Here is a 16,059-nt window from a genome sequence, read left to right as displayed (position 1 = left end):
ATCATATGGTTGGGGTGGGGAGGAATTGAAAAAAATAAGCGAGAGGAAGAGGTGGGGCCTCCTCCCCATCCACATGATCGGGAGGATCTTGTCGCCCCTCTCAGGTTGCCGGCAGGTCTTTCGCCAGCCGGTCGCGCAGTTCGCGGCGCAGGAATTTGCCGCTCGCGTTGCGGGGCAGGGGATCGGGCATGAACCAGATGTGGCGGGGAATCTTGTAGTTGGCGATGAGGCTGCCAACGAACTGGCGCAGGGTGGTGTCGTCCAGTTGCTCGCCGGGTTTCAGCACGATGGCGACGCCAACCTCTTCGCCCAAGCGCTGATCGGGCACGCCGAACACGCAGCATTCGGCCACGGACGGGTGGCGGTAGATGGCGGCCTCGACTTCGGCGCAATAGACATTCTCGCCGCCGCGCAGGACCATGTCCTTCTTGCGATCGACGATGAAGATGAAGCCATGTTCGTCGATGCGGGCGATGTCGCCGGTGTGCAGCCAGCCATCGGTGATGGCGGCCGCCGTGGCTTCGGGGCGGTTGATATAGCCCTTGATGACGGCGGCACCGCGCACCCAGAGCTCGCCGATTTCGCCGGGCGGCACCGTGTTGCCGGCATCGTCCACGCACTTGGCTTCATAGCTGGGCATGGCGGGGCCGGCGCTGTCGGGCTTGTCCACGAAGAAATCACCGGAGACGGACGTGATGATGCCGCAGGTTTCGGTCATGCCATAACCGGTGCTTGGGCGCGCGCTGGCCACCTTGGATTCGATCTTGAGCACCAGATCGGGCGGCACCTGGGCGCCGCCGCCGGACAAAGCCGTGAGGCTGGAAACGTCGGTGGTGGTAAAATCGGGGTGGTTGATCAGTTCGCGCGCCATCACCGGCACGCCGCCGATGGAGGTGACGCGCTCGCGTTCGATGATCCGCAGCGCGTCGCCGGCGTCCCAGCGGTACATCAGCACGATGGTGCCGCCGGCGGCGGTGGTGAGATAGGCGCCGCAATTGTTGGCGGTGACGTGGAAGAGCGGCGTGGTGAGCAGGGTGACCGGCACCGGCGGCGTGGCAGGCGGCTCGACCCCGGTGGCGCGCTGCACGGCCAGCGCGGTGGAGGCGCCGGCATAGAGCATGTTGAACAGGTTGGTGATGCAGCCGCGATGGGTGAGCTGGGCGCCCTTGGGGAAGCCGGTGGTGCCGGAGGTGTAGAAGATACAGGCATCGGCATCGGGATCGATGGCGACCGTCGGCATGGTACCGCCACTGGCGATCACATCGGAATAAGCAGTGACGCCGGGTTCCGGCGCCGTGAGCCGCACACCGACGAGGGTGATGCCGGCCGGCGGCGTGGCGATGGCCTTGTACCGCTCCAGCCGCTCGGCATCGAGGAACAGCGCCTTGGGCTGGGCATCGCCCAGCGCATAGGCCATTTCCTCCGGCGTCCACCAGGCGTTCATGCCGACAACCGCGATGCCGGTGCTCACGCAGGCCCAATAGATCAGCAGCCATTCGGGATAGTTGCGCATGGCAATCGCCACCCGGTCACCGGGCTGGATGCCCTGCGCCGCCAGCCAGGCCGCGATGGCGTTCACATGGGTGTGGGCCTGGGCATAGGTCAGCCGCTCATCGTCATAGACGAGATAGGTGCGGTCAGCGAACTGCAGGGTGGATTGCCACAGCGCGCGCACGTCGGGCAGGGCGTGGCGAAAGGCGCGCACCGGAATGCCGGCAACCTCGATGGTGGTGATCTCGAACGGCCCGCCGGGCCCGGTCAGCTCTTCGCGCGCTTGCGCCAGTTCCGCGTAATGCATGGCTCTCCCCAACCCTTGCCTTGGCTCAATGGTGATACACGCGCGTCTGCGGCCGCAAAGCTATGCGGACGATCAGGGCCGCAGCGTCAGCTTCTGCAGCCGCCAGTTGAGCAGTTCGGCGACATAGAGGCTGTTTTCCGACGGGCAGGCCATGGCGTGGATCCAGCCGAACTGTTTCAGCTGCTTGCCCGATCCGCCGAGCCAGCCCAGCACCTTGCCATCAAGGCTGAGCTTGTAGATGCGGCCGGGCCAGGCATCGGCGACAAACAGCACCTGCTGGCCGGTGGGCGACGGCGGCGTGATGCACAAGGCCCAGGGCGCGCCGGGCATCATCGATTTGACCGGAGCGGCGTCGGGGCCGGCGGGCGGGACGGTGGGGCGGTTGCCGATGGCAACGGGCGCATCGGCGGGCGAGGGCACGTTGATCTGCATGACGCGCAGCAGATTGCCCTTGGTGTCGAACACCTGGATGCGGCGGTTGCCACGATCGGCGACATAGACCTGATCACGCGCATCGACCTGGATGGAGTGCAGCGTGTTGAACTGGCCCGGCTCGCTGCCGGGGCTGCCCCACGATGCCAGCCAGCGGCCATCAGGGCCAACCTTGGCAACGCGCGAATTGATGTAACCGTCGCTGATATAGGTGTTGCCCTGGCTGTCCCACGCCATGTCGGTGACTTCGCGGAACTGGCCGTCCACCGCCGGCAATGGCGGCTTGGGGTGCTCCAGCGGGCGGGCATTCTCGTCACTGGCTTCGGGCTTGCGGCCGAACACCATGGCGACCCGGCCTTCTGGCGTGAACTTCACCACCATGTTGGAGCCCTTGTCGGCCACCCAGATGTTGCCTTGCGCGTCGACGCGCACGCCGTGGGCATAGGACCAGGCATAGAGATGCTGGCCGATCTCGCGCACGAAACGGCCATTGCTGTCGAATTCGAGCAATTGGGCGGCAGCGGCGCCATAGGCCGGGCCCTGGGTGTTGCCGCGCTGGAAGACATAGATCTGGCCGGCCTTGCCGAGCGCGACGCCGGCGATCTCGCCCAGGTGCATGTCGGCCGGGGGGTGCAGCGCATCGACCGCATCGAAGCGGAGTTCGGGCACATGTTGCGCGGCGACGGGCGTGGCCAGCAGCAGGGCGGCAAGGGCAAGCGTGCGCGTCATGGCGTGTTCCCTGTGGTGGGCTTCGGGCACTGCGAAGCGGATCGCAGATAGGCGATGATGCGCCAGATTTCGGCGTCGGGCAGGGCGCCGCCAAAGGCGACCATGCGGGTGCCGGCCACGCCCGTGGTGATGGTGTGGAAGATGTCGACATCGCTGCCGCCGTGACGCCAGTCGCAATCAAACAGATTGGGCGCGTCGGTGGCGGGGCCGGCGGTGGTGCCGGGCCGATGGCAATAGGCGCCGCACGTGCCGGCAAACAGTGACTTGCCGCGGGCGATATCGGCCGCGGATTGGTAGCTGCTGAGCGGCGAGGCGGGCGCTGGCGGCGCCGGGGCGGCGGCGATGGCCAGCGTGCCAGCGCAGACGGCAAGCGTGAAACGAACGGCGGCCATGGCAATCAATCCAGTTTGAACACGAACAACTGCCCGCCTTCGGGAATGTTGGAGGCGGCGCCGGCGAAACTGTCGATGCCGGTGAAACCGCCCGACGGGATGGCGACATAGGTGGTGCCATCCAGTTGATAGACGATGGGCTGGCCGCGGCCAACGCCACCCATGCGGAACGACCACAATTTGTCGCCGGTGGCCTGGTTGAAGGCAAGTGCTTCGCCCTGCTGGTTGGAGGTGAACAGCACGCCGCCGGCCGTGGTCGCCACGCCGGCCATCATTGGCCGGGCATCGCGATAGCGCCAGGCAATCTTGCCGGTCTTCACGTCCACCGCGGAGAGCAGGCCATAGGATTTGCCTTCGTTGGCATCGGTGGTGTTGGGAAAGCCGCCCATGAACGGGATGCCCGGCACATGCACGGCCACGCCCTTGGCGAACTGCTGGCAGGATTCGATGGACGGCACGAACGCCAGACTGGTCCCTGGATCAAAGGCGGCGGTCCAGGCGCCGTTGATGCCGCCCAGGTTGGATGGGCAGACCCGCGTGGTGGGGTTTTCCTGCGGCATGGCGGCGGGATTGACGATCGGGCGGCCCTTGGCGTCCACGCCCTTGGCCCAGGTCAACTGCTCGACATATTGGCTGGCGCGCAGGAACTTCCCGCTGGTGCGGTCGATCAGATAGAAATAGCCGTTGCGATTGGGCTGGGCGATGGCCTTGACCGGCTTGCCGTTGAACACGGTATCGACCAGGAAGATGTGGGTGTTGCCATCATAATCCCACACGTCGTGCGGGGTGAACTGGAAATGCCATTTCAGCTTGCCGGTGGCCGGATCGAGCGCCAGCAGCGAGTTGGAATAGAGATTGTCGCCGGCACGCGTGTCGCCGTTCCAGTCGGGCGAGGGGTTGCCGACCGTCCAGAACAAGGTGTTGGTTTCGGCATCATAGGCGCCGGTGGTCCAGCTCGGCGAGCCGCCGGATTTCCAGCTGTCGCCAGCCCAGGTCTCCACGCCCGGCTCGCCGGCGCTGGGCACGGTGTTGGTGCGCCACACGCGCTTGCCAGTTTTCATGTCATAGGCATCGATGAAACCACGCGCGCCGAATTCGCCGCCGGCCACACCGGTATAGACGTGATCGCCGACGATCAGCGGCGCCGCCGTGATCGAATAGCCCTGCTTGTAATCGGCGACGACCTCGTTCCAGGCGACCCTGCCGGTGGTGCGGTCAAAGGCGATCAGATGGCCATCAAGCGTGGCCATGAACACCAGATCCCCGCCGATGGCGACACCGCGGTTGGCCGGGCCGCAGCACAGGCGCAGATCGCTCGGCAGCTGCACGTCATAGCGCCACAGGATCACGCCGGTCTTCGCATCCAGCGCCAGCAGCCGGTTGTAGGAGGTGGTGACATACATCACCCCGCCATAGACAACGGGCGAGGCTTCGAACTGGCCGACCGTGCCGGTGGGGGCGGACCAGGCGACGTGGAGATTCTTCACCGTTGCGGGCGTGATGCTGGTGAGCGGGCTGTGACGGAAGTTGCGATAATCGCCGCCGTAGGTGAGCCAGCTGGTGCCGTCGGTGCCCTTGGCCAGTTGAGCAGCGCTGACAGGGCCGGCCGCAGTGCCCACCGGCTTGTCGGCATACCAGGCGGTGGGCGGCGGCGGCAGCGCAACCTCGGCATCGGCGACACCGGGGGGATCATTGGGTGCGGCCATGGATGGCGCGGCCAGCATGGCCATGGCGAGGACCGAGGCGCAGGCCAACGCGGGCCGGTGAAAACGGGTCATGTCATCCTCCCAGATGCCGTTCAGGGCCCCGTTTTCCTTGGCGGAAAATCTGTTGGTCCTGAGGCTGTTCCGGGAGCTTATGGACGTTTCACCGCGCCGGCAAGCTGCCCACTCTGCAAGGGCACGGCCTGGCCTCAGCCCTTGGCGCGGCGCAGCTTGCGGGCCGGCACGGCATCGGCGTGTGGGGCAGACGCCAGCAGCGGGGCGAGATACTTGCCGGTCCAGCTGGCGTCGCAGCCAGCAACGGCTTCCGGTGTGCCGGCAATCACCACCTGGCCGCCCTTGTCGCCGCCGTCGGGGCCGAGATCGATGATCCAGTCCGCTGTCTTGATGACGTCAAGGTTGTGCTCGATGACGACGACGCTGTTGCCCTGTTCAACAAGCGCATGCAGCACCTCCAGCAGCTTGCGCACATCCTCGAAATGCAGGCCGGTGGTCGGCTCATCGAGGATGTAGAGCGTGTTGCCGGTGGCGCGGCGGCTGAGTTCCTTGGCCAATTTTACGCGCTGGGCTTCGCCGCCGGACAATGTGGTGGCCTGCTGGCCGACCTTGACATAGCCGAGGCCGACTTCGGCCAGCATGGCGAGCTTCTCGCGGATCGGCGGCACCGCCTTGAAGAACTCGACGCCGTCCTCGATCGTCATGTCGAGCACGTCGGCGATGCTCTTGCCCTTGAACTTCACCTCCAGCGTCTCGCGGTTGTAGCGCTGGCCGTGGCAGACATCGCAGGTGACATAGACGTCGGGCAGGAAGTGCATCTCGATCTTGATGACGCCGTCACCCTGGCAGGCCTCGCAGCGGCCGCCCTTGACGTTGAAGCTGAAGCGGCCGGGCTTGTAACCGCGGGCGAGGGATTCAGGCAGGCCAGCGAACCAGTCGCGGATGTTGGTGAAGCAGCCGGTATAGGTCGCGGGGTTGGAGCGCGGCGTGCGGCCGATCGGTGACTGATCAATGTCGATCACCTTGTCGAGATGCTGCAGCCCATCAAGCCCATCGTGCGGCGCCGCCAGCACGCGGGCGCCGTTCAGTTCGCGCGCGGCGGCGTTGTAGAGCGTGTCGATGGTGAAGGTGGACTTGCCGCTTCCACTCACACCAGTGATGCAGGTGAAGGTGCCCAGGGGGATGCTGGCCGTCACGCCCTGCAGATTGTTGCCGCGGGCATTCTTCACGGTGAGTTTCTTGCCCGAACCCTTGCGGCGCGTGGCCGGCACCGGGATGGCACGGCGGCCGGAGAGATAATCGCCGGTGACACTGCCTGGCGTGGCAAGGATATCAGCCAGGGTGCCCGCGGCGACGACTTCACCGCCATGCACGCCAGCGCCAGGGCCCATGTCCACGACATAATCGGCGAGGCGGATGGCATCCTCGTCATGCTCGACCACCAGCACGGTGTTGCCGAGGTCGCGCAGCCGTTTCAGCGTCGTGAGCAGGCGATCATTGTCGCGCTGATGGAGCCCGATCGATGGCTCGTCGAGCACATAGAGCACGCCCGACAGGCCGGAACCGATCTGCGAGGCGAGACGGATGCGCTGGGATTCCCCGCCCGACAACGTACCGGACTTGCGATCAAGGTTGAGATAATCGAGGCCGACATTGTCGAGGAAGCCCAGGCGTTCGGTGATCTCCTTGAGTATGCGATCGCCGATGGCGCGCTGTTTCGGCGTCAACTGGTCCGAAAGGCCGCGTGCCCAGCGCAGCGCCTGGCCGACCGGGCGGCGGACTGCGGTGGAGATGGTTTCGCCAGCGATCTTCACGCTCAGTGCCTCGGGCCGCAGGCGATCGCCGTGGCAGACTTCGCAGGGGGAGGGTGACTGGTAGCGCTCCAGCTCCTCGCGCATCCAGGCGCTTTCGGTGTTGAGCCGCTTTTCGAGATTGCGGACCACACCTTCGAAGGTCTTCACCACCTCATAGGCCTTGCGCCCATCTTCGAAGCGCAGCGGGATGGCGCGGCTGCCGGTGCCATGCAGGATGGCATGGCGCTGCTCTTCGGACAGATCGGCCCACTTGCTCTTCAACGTGAAGCCATAGGCGCGGCCAACGCTGGCCAGCACTTGCAGATAATAAGGCGAGGGCGGGTTGGACTTGGCCCAGGGCGCCACCGCGCCCTTTTCCAGCGTCAGCGCGTGGTTGGGCACGATCAGTTCGGGATCGAAATGCTGTTTCTCGCCCAGGCCATCGCAGGCCGGGCAGGCGCCCTGCGGAGCGTTGAAGGAGAACAGCCGCGGCTCGATTTCAGAGATGGTGAAGCCGGAAACCGGGCAGGCGAATTTTTCCGAGAAGAGGATGCGGCGCTCATTCTCCGGTGCGTCGGCCGGCGCATCGGCCAGCTCGACGATGGCGAGCCCTTCGGCCAGCTTGAGCGCGGTTTCGAAACTTTCGGCGAGACGGGATTCAAGTCCCTCCTTCACCGCCAGCCGGTCCACCACCACGTCGATATCGTGCTTGTATTTCTTGTCGAGGGCAGGCGCCTCCTCAATGGCGTAGAACTGCCCGTCGATCTTGACGCGGGTGAAGCCGTCTTTCTGCAGCTGGGCCAGCTCCTTGCGATACTCGCCCTTGCGGCCGCGCACGATCGGGGCGAGCAGGTAGAGGCGGGTGCCTTCTGCCAGCGCCATGACGCGATCGACCATCTGGGAGACTGTCTGTGCCGTGATCGGCAGGCCGGTCGCGGGCGAATAGGGAATGCCGACCCGCGCCCACAGCAGCCGCATATAGTCGTAGATTTCGGTGACGGTGGCGACGGTGGAGCGCGGGTTCTTGCTCGTCGTCTTCTGCTCGATGCTGATCGCCGGCGACAGGCCCTCGATATGGTCCACGTCGGGCTTGGACATCATCTCCAGGAATTGGCGGGCATAGGCCGACAGCGATTCGACGTAGCGACGTTGGCCTTCGGCATAGATGGTATCAAAGGCGAGGGAAGACTTGCCGGAGCCGGACAGGCCGGTGATCACGGTGAGCGCGTTTTTGGGCAGATCGACGTCCACCCCTTTCAGATTGTGCTCCCGCGCGCCGCGCACCTGGATATGGTTCAGCATGAGGCCGTTTGTTCCACATTCGTTCACGCTGCGCAAGCCGCAGCACACCTGGCTGCCGGGTTAGGCCGCGGCGGGCAGGGCGGCAAGCGCGGCCATGCCGCAGGCACAAATCAATTGGCCCCGCCTTGCAGGCGCCGAGTCGCAAACGGCCGGAAACCGGCCCGACATGTGCGCCACATGTCGGGACCGGTCCGGTCAAGGCGTCGCCAAACGCCGGTGGGTCCGCTCTGCCCGATCCTTGCCGCCTTTGCCCGGGGTCATGGGCGCCAGCGGCGGTGCTGCCGCGGCCCGGGGTCGTGGGCCTTGGCAACGTTGCTGCTTCGGCCCGGGGTCGTGGGCGCTGGCAGCAGGGGTCTTGGGGTCAGACCAGGCAGAGTATCCCCAGAGTGAGGCTCCCGATTGGGGTCGAGGAAGCCTCTGTATTCAGACGCTTACAAGCCGAGCAAGCGGCGATTCCGGCCTTCCAGCCAGGTGCCCGCCATCAGCGCTGCCATCACTGCGTAGGACCAGAAGATCAGGCCCACAGCATAGGCCCAGGCAAAATTGCCTGTTTCGACCATGCTGGCGACATGCACGACGGTGCCGACGAACTGGAACGCAGCGGCATACATCGGCCAGAAGCGATCCGATTTTAGGGCCAGCAGGATGAGGCCGAACAGCAGAACGGCATCGACCAGCAGAACGCTGGCTTCCATGTGGGCATAGTTGGTGTTCACCAACCGGCTTGCCAGCGTCGCGCCAATGAAGGCAATCGCCGCCATTTGCTCATCACGTCCGCCGAAACGGAAGGCCAGCACCGAAGCAAGCCCAAGCGTGACCAGACCAAGTATTTCAAAAATCATTGAACTTCTCCCGAACAGGCGATTGGAAGCCCTTGGAACCAATCAACCGTTGGAACAGGAAATCACCTTGAAATGGATCAGGCGGCGATGGTGAGATGGCGGCGCGGCGCCACTTCGTCGTCGAGCGAAGCCTGCTCGGGCGGGCAATTGCCGTTGAAGTTCACGGCACCCAGGCCAATCTTGTTCTGCGCGTCGCGCAGCGAGGCGTGGGTGGCGATGATGCGGGCACGGGCCTGGATCAGCTGCTGGCAGGTTTCCATGGCGCCCATCAGCGCGTCCTGACCGATGCAGGCGGCGAGATTGGCTTCCTGGGCGGCCATCGGCATGACGGCGGTGAGCTGGGCCACGGCCGACACAGCGGCGTTGATGGCGGCTTCGGCTGCGAACAGTTGTTCAGCGACCTTGTTGGCGGCGAGGCGACGTTCTTTCAGCATGGCGCAATCCTTCATTCGTGAATGAGAGAACTGGCATGCAGATAAGCGCAGCCAGTTGGGTCTGACGCCCTTTCGGGCGCCCACGCAACTGGGTACCGAAAGGTGTTAAATCAGCGTCTTGAGCGCCGCGAGTGCGGCCAATATGCCGCCAAAGGTGAGCGCGGACGCGAACGCGATGAACATCATCCAACCGAGACGTTGCCCGATCGTAAGTGTATTGCGTTGCCCATATGGCCGCGAGGTCAGGAGTGGCCGGGCACCAATGCCAGGGTCGGGGGCTGCAATGCCCGGCCAGTCCGTTGCAAGCGTTGCCGCAGAAGCAACTTTGCCTGCCAGTGCATCGGGCTGGGCGAGGGAGCCGCCTGATGGACCAACACCCGGATTGCTCAGGTCCTGGTGCAGCGTCCTTGCGAGGGATCCGTGTTCAAGCTGATTGGGGTCGCTGGAACGAGTGGATGCTGCACCGGGTTCCTGGGAAGCCGGTGAGCCAATCCTCGCCAATTCCGCGTCGTCCGCAATCTCCGAAGCTTGGTATATCAGCCCCTGATAGCCTTCCTTTTCAGCGGCTTCCTTGGTGGCGGGCGAAATACCCTGGGTGATATCCTCCAACAGCAGGGCGCGCGCGGCCTCGACGCGGTTGGTCACCTCAAGCTTCCGTATGGCCTGGCGCAGGCGCATATCAACGGTATGCGGCGACACACCGAGCTGGCGCGCGATGTCCTTGGAAGTCATGTGCTGATAGACGAGCCGCAGGCACTCGCGTTCGCTCTCGGTGAGCAGCGTCACGCGCGGATTGCGCGGGCCATCGGAGGCAAGCCGTGTTGGCATCATACTACACAGTGCAGGGAGCGCGCCAAAGTCAAGCGCTGCGACGCCTGCGCCACCGTTATTTCCGCGAAACGACCCATTCAACATAGCCGCGACCCCATGCGACCCAATTGTCAGCCTGTATCTATCCGCTTTTCCGAACGATGAGACAAGGGTTAACAGCCTGATTCAGGGCGGCGGAATGCCACAACCTTAGTTTCAGCAAGGAATTTGAAACTTTTGGGCAACGTTTGTTGCCGCATTGCATCACCCGTTGCCAGGAATCACCTCCAAAATGGCGGCTTCGCGAATCACCTGGCGCCGAATCCCGGGCACATCCTTGCCTGATTCACAGGCTTTTCGCGGCTATCAGGCCCTGTCACCATGGACTTCACGAAGGTGACATATCAACGATTGAGATGGGGCTGGACGCCGTTATGGGCTGGGAACCGGAGATTGATGAGCTGGGCCGTCGCCGCGACGCGGCGCACCAGATGGGCGGCCCCGACAAGCTGGCCAGGCAGCGCGCACAGGGCAAGCTGAACGTGCGCGAGCGGCTGGCGGCGCTAGTCGATCCGGGTAGCTTCCACGAGGTCGGTGAGCTGGCCGGCTTTGCCCGTTATGACGACCAGGGCGAGATGACCGGGTTCCAGCCGGCCAATTTCCTGTTTGGGCAAGCGACGATCGATGGCCGGCCAGTGGTGGCGACTGCCGATGATTTCACCGTTCGTGGCGGTGCGGCCGATGCCAGCCTGCACCGCAAGCTGATCGCGGCCGAACAGCTGGCCAGCGAATATCGCCTGCCGCTGATCCGCATGATCGAAGGCACCGGCGGTGGCGGCAGCGTGCGCACACTGGAAAGCGCCGGCTACACCTATATCCCAGAGATCCCGGGTTGGGAGCTGATGACGGCCAACCTGTCCAGGGTGCCGGTTGTGGCGCTCGGCCTGGGCCCCGTGGCAGGCCTGGGTGCCGGGCGGATGGTGATGGCGCACTACAGCCTGCTGGTGGATGGTCTCGCCCAGATGTTCGTCGCCGGCCCACCGGTGGTGGCGGCCGCCGGTGAGCAGCGCACCAAGGAGGAACTGGGCGGTGCTGCCATCCACGCTGCCAATGGCGCAGTGGACGACCGGGTGGCCAGCGAGGCGGAGGCGTTCCTGCGCACCCGCTGGTTCCTGTCTTATCTGCCGTCTTCCGTCGAGGAACTGCCGGCCCGCACGACCTGCCATGATCCGGTCAGTCGGGCCGAGGATTGGCTGATCGGTGCCGTGCCGCGCGATCCGCGCCGGCTCTATCCGGTGCGGCCGATCGTGGAGTCGGTGGTTGACAAGGGCAGCTGGTTCGAGATCGGGCGCGAGTGGGGCACCGGCGTGGTGGCCGGCCTTGCCCGGCTCGATGGCTGGCCGGTCGCCATTGTCGCCTCCAACCCGGAAGCGCTGGGCGGGCTGTGGACGGCGGCCACCGCGCGGAAGGTCGAACGCATGGTCGATCTGGCCGACACCTTCCATCTGCCGATCATCCAGCTGGTTGATAATCCTGGCTTCCTGATCGGGCGCAGAGCCGAGGAAGAAGCGACAATCCGTTGGGGTTCCAGGGCGTTAGCCGCCATATATCAATCATCCGTACCCTGGTGTTGCGTTGTCATGCGCAAGGCCTATGGCATGGCCGGCAGCGGCCACGCCCCGGCCGACCGCTTCCGCTGGCGCATGGCCTGGCCGTCTGGCGACTGGGGCTCGCTGCCGATCGCCGGCGGGCTGGAGGCGGCCTATCGCGCCGAGCTGGAGGCATCAGACGACCCGGCCGCCAGGCTGGCCGAGATCAAGGCCCGGCTGGAACAGGTCCGTTCCCCATTCCGCACGGCGGAGAAGTTCGGCGTGGAGGCGATCATCGATCCGCGCCAGACCCGCGCGGAGCTGTGCCGCTTTGCCACCATGGCGCAACGGGGGCTGAAGCCGGGGCCGAAGGGCAGGGGGCTGCGGCCCTGAACCGGGCATTGCGCGGTCGACAACTGTATTATACAAACACACCACTTGGCGCGCCGGGCTGAGGGCTGGTGATGGCGCGGACAATCGGGGAGGCCGATGATGGCGGCAACATGGGCAGTGCGCCTGGCAATGATCATGGCGCTGGCAGTCCTGCCGGCCGCCGCGCAGGAAACGCCACCGCCAACGCTCGATCAACTGCTGACGACGGCGGCGACCGGCCAGCGCAGCGTGATGACCCTGACCAACGGCTGCTTTTCGGGGCCAGCCTATGATCGGCTGATCGCGGAAGGCCAGACGGCGCAGTTTTTCCTGCTGGGGGAGGAGCACGGCATCGCAGAGGGGCCAAAACTCGCCGCCAGCCTGTTCCGCGCCCTTAAGCCGGCGGGATACCAGCATCTGGTGATCGAGATTTCGCCGACCATGGCGACCTTGCTCGATGCGCGCCTGCACCAGGGTGGTCTCGCCGGGCTTTCGGCGCTTTATGCCGAGCCGGGCGGGGAGCCGGCCTTCTTCGGCATGCGCGAGGAGGCCGAGATGCTGGCCGCCGTGCGCAGCGCCGTGCCTGGCGCCAAGCCGGTCCTGTGGGGCGTCGATTATGAGGTGCTGGGCGATCGGCAGTTGATCAAGGCCCTGGCCGCAATGCCCAAGCCGGAGCCGGCCCGCATTGCGCTGTCCACGCTGGCGGCGGCGTCGGACGCGGCATGGGCCCGGCACAAGCGCACGGGCGAGATCAGCGGCATCTTCAGCTTTGGCGGTGATCCGCAGCTGGTGCGCGCGGTGCGTGACGCCTGGCCGGGCCGTAGCGCGCAGGCCAGCGCCATCCTGAAGACGCTGGAAGAAACGCTGGAGATCAACGCGCTGTTCCTGGCCCGGCAGGGCTGGCTCTCAAACGCGCGCCGGGCCGATCTGATCCGCAGCAACTTCATCCAGCACTGGCAAGCCGCAACCGGGAAAGGGCCGGCGCCCAGGGTGATGGCCAAGATGGGTGCCTCGCACCTGCTGCGCGGGCGCAGCACCACCGAAGTGTTCGATCTGGGCGCGCTGCTGCCAGAGGTGGCGGCGCTGAACGGCGGCCACAGTTTCAGCTTGCTGGTGGTGCCGGGCGAAGGCGCGCTGACCGCGGTCAATGATCCGACGACGCTCACCTACAAGCCGGCGCTGGCCAAGGATGGCTATGCCAAGGATTTGGGGCCCTTGATGGCGGCGGCGGCCGGCAGCGGTTTTACCCTCATCGATCTGCGGCCGCTGCGCGCGACCCGCGGCCTGGGCCGGCCGACCACCAACGCCAGCCTGCTGCGCACCATCATGGGCTATGACATGCTGCTGATCATGACCGGGTCAACGCCGTCGGGGCAATTCAGCGCCACGACGCAAACACCGCCGGCACCGGCCTGCCCGCGCTGAGCGGGCCTTACTGCGGCGGCGGGCTCATCCCCATCGCGCGCATGCGCTTCATGCCTTCCATCAACTCGGGCTGGGTGACAAAGCCATCCTTGTCGGCATCGAGCAGGTTGAAGCCCATCTCGCGGCGGCCGGCGGCGAGCCATTCCTCCTTGCTCCACTTGCCGTCCTTGTTGGCGTCGGCGGCGATCAGCCGTTCGCGCATGCCGCCGGCGGGTGGCGGCGGCGGGGCGTCCTGCGCGAAGGCGGGCGCGGCAGACAGCAGGGTGAGGGCAAGCAGAAGGCGCATCAGATCATTCTCCGGTCGAGAGCGGACACCCTATCAACGTCTGGCAGGGCAGCAATCCCCCGCTATTCGCGGCGCAGATTGTTCACCCGGTCGCGGGTGACGGGATAATCAATGCCCTCGGGGATGGTGAGCCAGGCCTCGCCTTCGACCATCTCGAACGCCGGCTGCACATAGGGCGCGGGCAGGGCGCTGACCCGCTCGAACAGGCTTGCCAATGTTTGATATTGCGCCAGCCGGTGCATGTTGCACCAGGTCGGGAACACCATGGCGGCCTGGCCGGCATCATAATCGGCCAGCGCCTGGGCGGCGGTGGTCCAGCGCAGGGCCTGGGCCTCGAACCCGTCGGGCGTGATGGCGGCGCTGGCCGAGCGGCCGGCATCGGCCAGATAGAAGCGGGTATCAAAGCGCCGGGCGATGGCAGCGGCGGCCGGCGGCTCCCAGCGGGCGAAGGGGATGAAGCGCGCCGCCTCCACCCGGTGCCCCATGGCGCCGAGCAGGCCGGCAAAGCCGACGGATTCGGCCTCATCCGGCCCGCTGGCCATCACGGCGCGCGCCTTGGCCAGCGCTGCTTCATCGGGATGCGGCCCGTCGGTCAGCAGCACGCCGGTTTCCTCAAGCGCCTCGCGGGCACAGGTGATGCGCGCGGCGGCGTCGATATCGTCGAGGCCCTCGAAGCCGAAGGCCAGAAGCTCGTTTCGGGCGATGTGAATGTCGGCCGCATCGACCCGGCCACCGGGGAAGACCAACGCGCCGCCGGCAAAGGCCAGATTCTCGCCGCGCTGCACCAGCAGAAATTCCGGCACGCCGCCAGGCCCTTCGCGGGCGAGGATGACGGTGGCAGCGGGAATGGCGACAGGTTTGGCGGTTTCGGTCATGCGGCGATGATAAGCCGCGTCTTGCATGGCTGCCTTCCTGTGCTATCGGGCAGGGCGATCGCGCGCCGAAACGCGCGTCTTCACTATCGGGCGCCGGGCAGGGCGATTGAACGAAGGAGCCGATTGGCATGAGCGTGCGTCCCTGGCGCGACATCACCCGGCGCAAGAGCCGGCAGATCATGGTGGGCAAGGTGCCGGTGGGCGGCGATGCCCCCATCGCCGTGCAGACCATGACCAATACCCCCACCGAAGACGCCGGCGCGACGATCGACCAGATCCGCGCCTGCGAGGATGTGGGCGCTGACATCATCCGGGTGAGCTGCCCCACGAAAGAGGCCACCGCGGCCTTTCGCCAGATCACCCGCGCCGCCAAGGTGCCGATCGTGGCGGACATCCATTTCCACTACAAGCGCGCGCTGGAAGCCGCTGATGCCGGCGCCGCCTGCCTGCGCATCAACCCCGGCAACATCGGCAGCCGCGAACGCATCCGCGAGGTGGTGAACGCGGCCAAGGCCAACGGCTGTGCCATCCGCATCGGCGTCAATGCCGGCTCCCTCGAAAAACATCTGCTCGAAAAATATGGCGAGCCCTGCCCGGAAGCGCTGGTGGAAAGCGCGCTCGAGCACATGAAATATCTGCAGGACGAGGATTTCCACGAGTTCAAGATCAGCGTGAAGGCCAGCGATGTGTTCCTGGCGGTCGCGGCCTACAACGGCCTGGCCGAAGTCTGCGATTATCCGCTGCACCTTGGCATCACCGAAGCCGGCGGCCTGATCGGCGGCACGGTCAAATCCTCGATCGGTCTGGGCATGCTGCTGTGGGCAGGGGTGGGTGACACCATCCGCGTCTCGCTCTCCGCTGATCCAGTGGAGGAAGTGAAGGTTGGCTATCATATCCTGAAATCGCTCGGCATCCGCGCCCGCGGCGTGCGCATCGTGTCGTGCCCGTCGTGTGCCCGCCAGGGTTTCGATGTGGTGCGCACGGTGGAGGCGCTGGAAACGCGGCTGGCGCACATCACCACGCCGCTGTCGCTTTCGGTGCTTGGCTGCGTCGTCAACGGCCCCGGCGAAGCGCGCGAAACTGATATCGGCCTGACCGGTGGCGGCAACGGCCGCCACGCCGTGTTCCTGTCGGGCATCAGCGATCATGTGATCGAGAGCGAGCAGATGCTGGAGCATATCGTCAAGCTGGTCGAAGCCAAGGCGGCCGAAATCGATGCCGCCAACGCCGCGGCCGCGGCTGCCGTCGCCGCCGAATAAGTC

The 16,059-nt window shown here is 65.7% G+C and carries 13 protein-coding genes; 3 read left to right on the top strand and 10 right to left on the bottom strand.

The genetic code is table 11. The annotated features are described in order from the left end of the window. Positions 1–100 precede the first annotated feature (100 nt). The 8 genes from GJ693_RS00900 to GJ693_RS00865 form a co-directional block, all read right to left on the bottom strand. The gene (locus GJ693_RS00900; protein WP_156254450.1) at positions 101–1,798 is read right to left on the bottom strand and encodes a class I adenylate-forming enzyme family protein; all 1,698 of its coding nucleotides are present in this window, start codon (positions 1,796–1,798) and stop codon (positions 101–103) included. Positions 1,799–1,870: 72 nt separating this feature from the next. Next, positions 1,871–2,959, bottom strand: coding sequence for a peptidyl-alpha-hydroxyglycine alpha-amidating lyase family protein (locus GJ693_RS00895; RefSeq protein WP_156254449.1), 1,089 nt, complete (start codon positions 2,957–2,959; stop codon positions 1,871–1,873). Continuing rightward, positions 2,956–3,351 (bottom strand): c-type cytochrome, encoded by a 396-nt coding sequence (locus GJ693_RS00890; RefSeq protein WP_156254448.1) that lies wholly within the window; start codon positions 3,349–3,351, stop codon positions 2,956–2,958. The genes GJ693_RS00895 and GJ693_RS00890 overlap by 4 nt, the downstream gene beginning before the upstream one ends. 5 nt (positions 3,352–3,356) lie before the next feature. Then, positions 3,357–5,129 carry a pyrroloquinoline quinone-dependent dehydrogenase gene (locus tag GJ693_RS00885; protein ID WP_156254447.1) on the bottom strand — a complete coding sequence of 591 codons (1,773 nt, stop codon included), beginning with the start codon at positions 5,127–5,129 and terminating at the stop codon, positions 3,357–3,359. A 134-nt stretch (positions 5,130–5,263) separates the two neighbouring features. Beyond that, positions 5,264–8,164: an excinuclease ABC subunit UvrA gene (gene uvrA / locus GJ693_RS00880; protein ID WP_156254446.1), complete on the bottom strand. Its 2,901-nt coding sequence runs from the start codon at positions 8,162–8,164 to the stop codon at positions 5,264–5,266. Between the two features lie 431 nt (positions 8,165–8,595). Then, complete coding sequence (locus GJ693_RS00875) at positions 8,596–9,006, bottom strand: hypothetical protein (RefSeq protein ID WP_156254445.1); 411 nt, start codon at positions 9,004–9,006, stop codon at positions 8,596–8,598. A 77-nt stretch (positions 9,007–9,083) separates the two neighbouring features. Beyond that, entirely contained in the window at positions 9,084–9,440 is a 357-nt protein-coding gene (locus GJ693_RS00870; protein WP_156254444.1) for a hypothetical protein, read from the bottom strand. A 105-nt stretch (positions 9,441–9,545) separates the two neighbouring features. Further along, complete coding sequence (locus tag GJ693_RS00865; RefSeq protein ID WP_235902524.1) at positions 9,546–10,226, bottom strand: response regulator transcription factor; 681 nt, start codon at positions 10,224–10,226, stop codon at positions 9,546–9,548. A 458-nt stretch (positions 10,227–10,684) separates the two neighbouring features. On the opposite strand from GJ693_RS00865, the gene GJ693_RS00860 reads away from it, so the two are divergent. Together GJ693_RS00860 and GJ693_RS00855 are read left to right on the top strand one after the other, a co-directional pair. Further along, positions 10,685–12,232 (top strand): acyl-CoA carboxylase subunit beta, encoded by a 1,548-nt coding sequence (locus GJ693_RS00860; protein WP_156254442.1) that lies wholly within the window; start codon positions 10,685–10,687, stop codon positions 12,230–12,232. Between the two features lie 135 nt (positions 12,233–12,367). Beyond that, positions 12,368–13,636, top strand: a complete 1,269-nt coding sequence (locus tag GJ693_RS00855; RefSeq protein ID WP_156254441.1) for a hypothetical protein — start codon at positions 12,368–12,370, stop codon at positions 13,634–13,636. 7 nt (positions 13,637–13,643) lie between these two features. On the opposite strand, the gene GJ693_RS00850 is transcribed toward GJ693_RS00855, so the two are convergent. Beyond that, a complete protein-coding gene (locus GJ693_RS00850; RefSeq protein ID WP_156254440.1) occupies positions 13,644–13,922 on the bottom strand; it encodes an EF-hand domain-containing protein in 279 nt (92 codons plus the stop codon). 62 nt (positions 13,923–13,984) lie between these two features. Beyond that, positions 13,985–14,797 (bottom strand): NUDIX hydrolase, encoded by an 813-nt coding sequence (locus GJ693_RS00845; protein ID WP_197041854.1) that lies wholly within the window; start codon positions 14,795–14,797, stop codon positions 13,985–13,987. Between the two features lie 128 nt (positions 14,798–14,925). Here GJ693_RS00845 and ispG point away from each other — a divergent pair, with 128 nt between their 5' ends. Then, positions 14,926–16,056: a flavodoxin-dependent (E)-4-hydroxy-3-methylbut-2-enyl-diphosphate synthase gene (gene ispG / locus GJ693_RS00840; protein ID WP_156254438.1), complete on the top strand. Its 1,131-nt coding sequence runs from the start codon at positions 14,926–14,928 to the stop codon at positions 16,054–16,056. The last annotated feature ends 3 nt before the right edge of the window (positions 16,057–16,059 follow it).

Source organism: Sandarakinorhabdus oryzae, assembly GCF_009733735.1.
GTDB classification, from domain to species: domain Bacteria; phylum Pseudomonadota; class Alphaproteobacteria; order Sphingomonadales; family Sphingomonadaceae; genus Sandarakinorhabdus; species Sandarakinorhabdus oryzae.
This window is presented reverse-complemented; position numbering and strand designations above follow the sequence as displayed.

Bases quoted from the DNA above. Each gene is read 5' to 3' on its own strand.
- GJ693_RS00900 (WP_156254450.1), bottom strand. From the start codon at position 1,798: ATGCATTACGCGGAACTGGCGCAAGCGCGCGAAGAGCTGACCGGGCCC.
- GJ693_RS00895 (WP_156254449.1), bottom strand. From the start codon at position 2,959: ATGACGCGCACGCTTGCCCTTGCCGCCCTGCTGCTGGCCACGCCCGTC.
- GJ693_RS00890 (WP_156254448.1), bottom strand. From the start codon at position 3,351: ATGGCCGCCGTTCGTTTCACGCTTGCCGTCTGCGCTGGCACGCTGGCC.
- GJ693_RS00885 (WP_156254447.1), bottom strand. From the start codon at position 5,129: ATGACCCGTTTTCACCGGCCCGCGTTGGCCTGCGCCTCGGTCCTCGCC.
- uvrA (WP_156254446.1), bottom strand. From the start codon at position 8,164: ATGCTGAACCATATCCAGGTGCGCGGCGCGCGGGAGCACAATCTGAAA.
- GJ693_RS00875 (WP_156254445.1), bottom strand. From the start codon at position 9,006: ATGATTTTTGAAATACTTGGTCTGGTCACGCTTGGGCTTGCTTCGGTG.
- GJ693_RS00870 (WP_156254444.1), bottom strand. From the start codon at position 9,440: ATGCTGAAAGAACGTCGCCTCGCCGCCAACAAGGTCGCTGAACAACTG.
- GJ693_RS00860 (WP_156254442.1), top strand. From the start codon at position 10,685: ATGGGCTGGGAACCGGAGATTGATGAGCTGGGCCGTCGCCGCGACGCG.
- GJ693_RS00855 (WP_156254441.1), top strand. From the start codon at position 12,368: ATGGCGCTGGCAGTCCTGCCGGCCGCCGCGCAGGAAACGCCACCGCCA.
- GJ693_RS00850 (WP_156254440.1), bottom strand. From the start codon at position 13,922: ATGCGCCTTCTGCTTGCCCTCACCCTGCTGTCTGCCGCGCCCGCCTTC.
- GJ693_RS00845 (WP_197041854.1), bottom strand. From the start codon at position 14,797: ATGACCGAAACCGCCAAACCTGTCGCCATTCCCGCTGCCACCGTCATC.
- ispG (WP_156254438.1), top strand. From the start codon at position 14,926: ATGAGCGTGCGTCCCTGGCGCGACATCACCCGGCGCAAGAGCCGGCAG.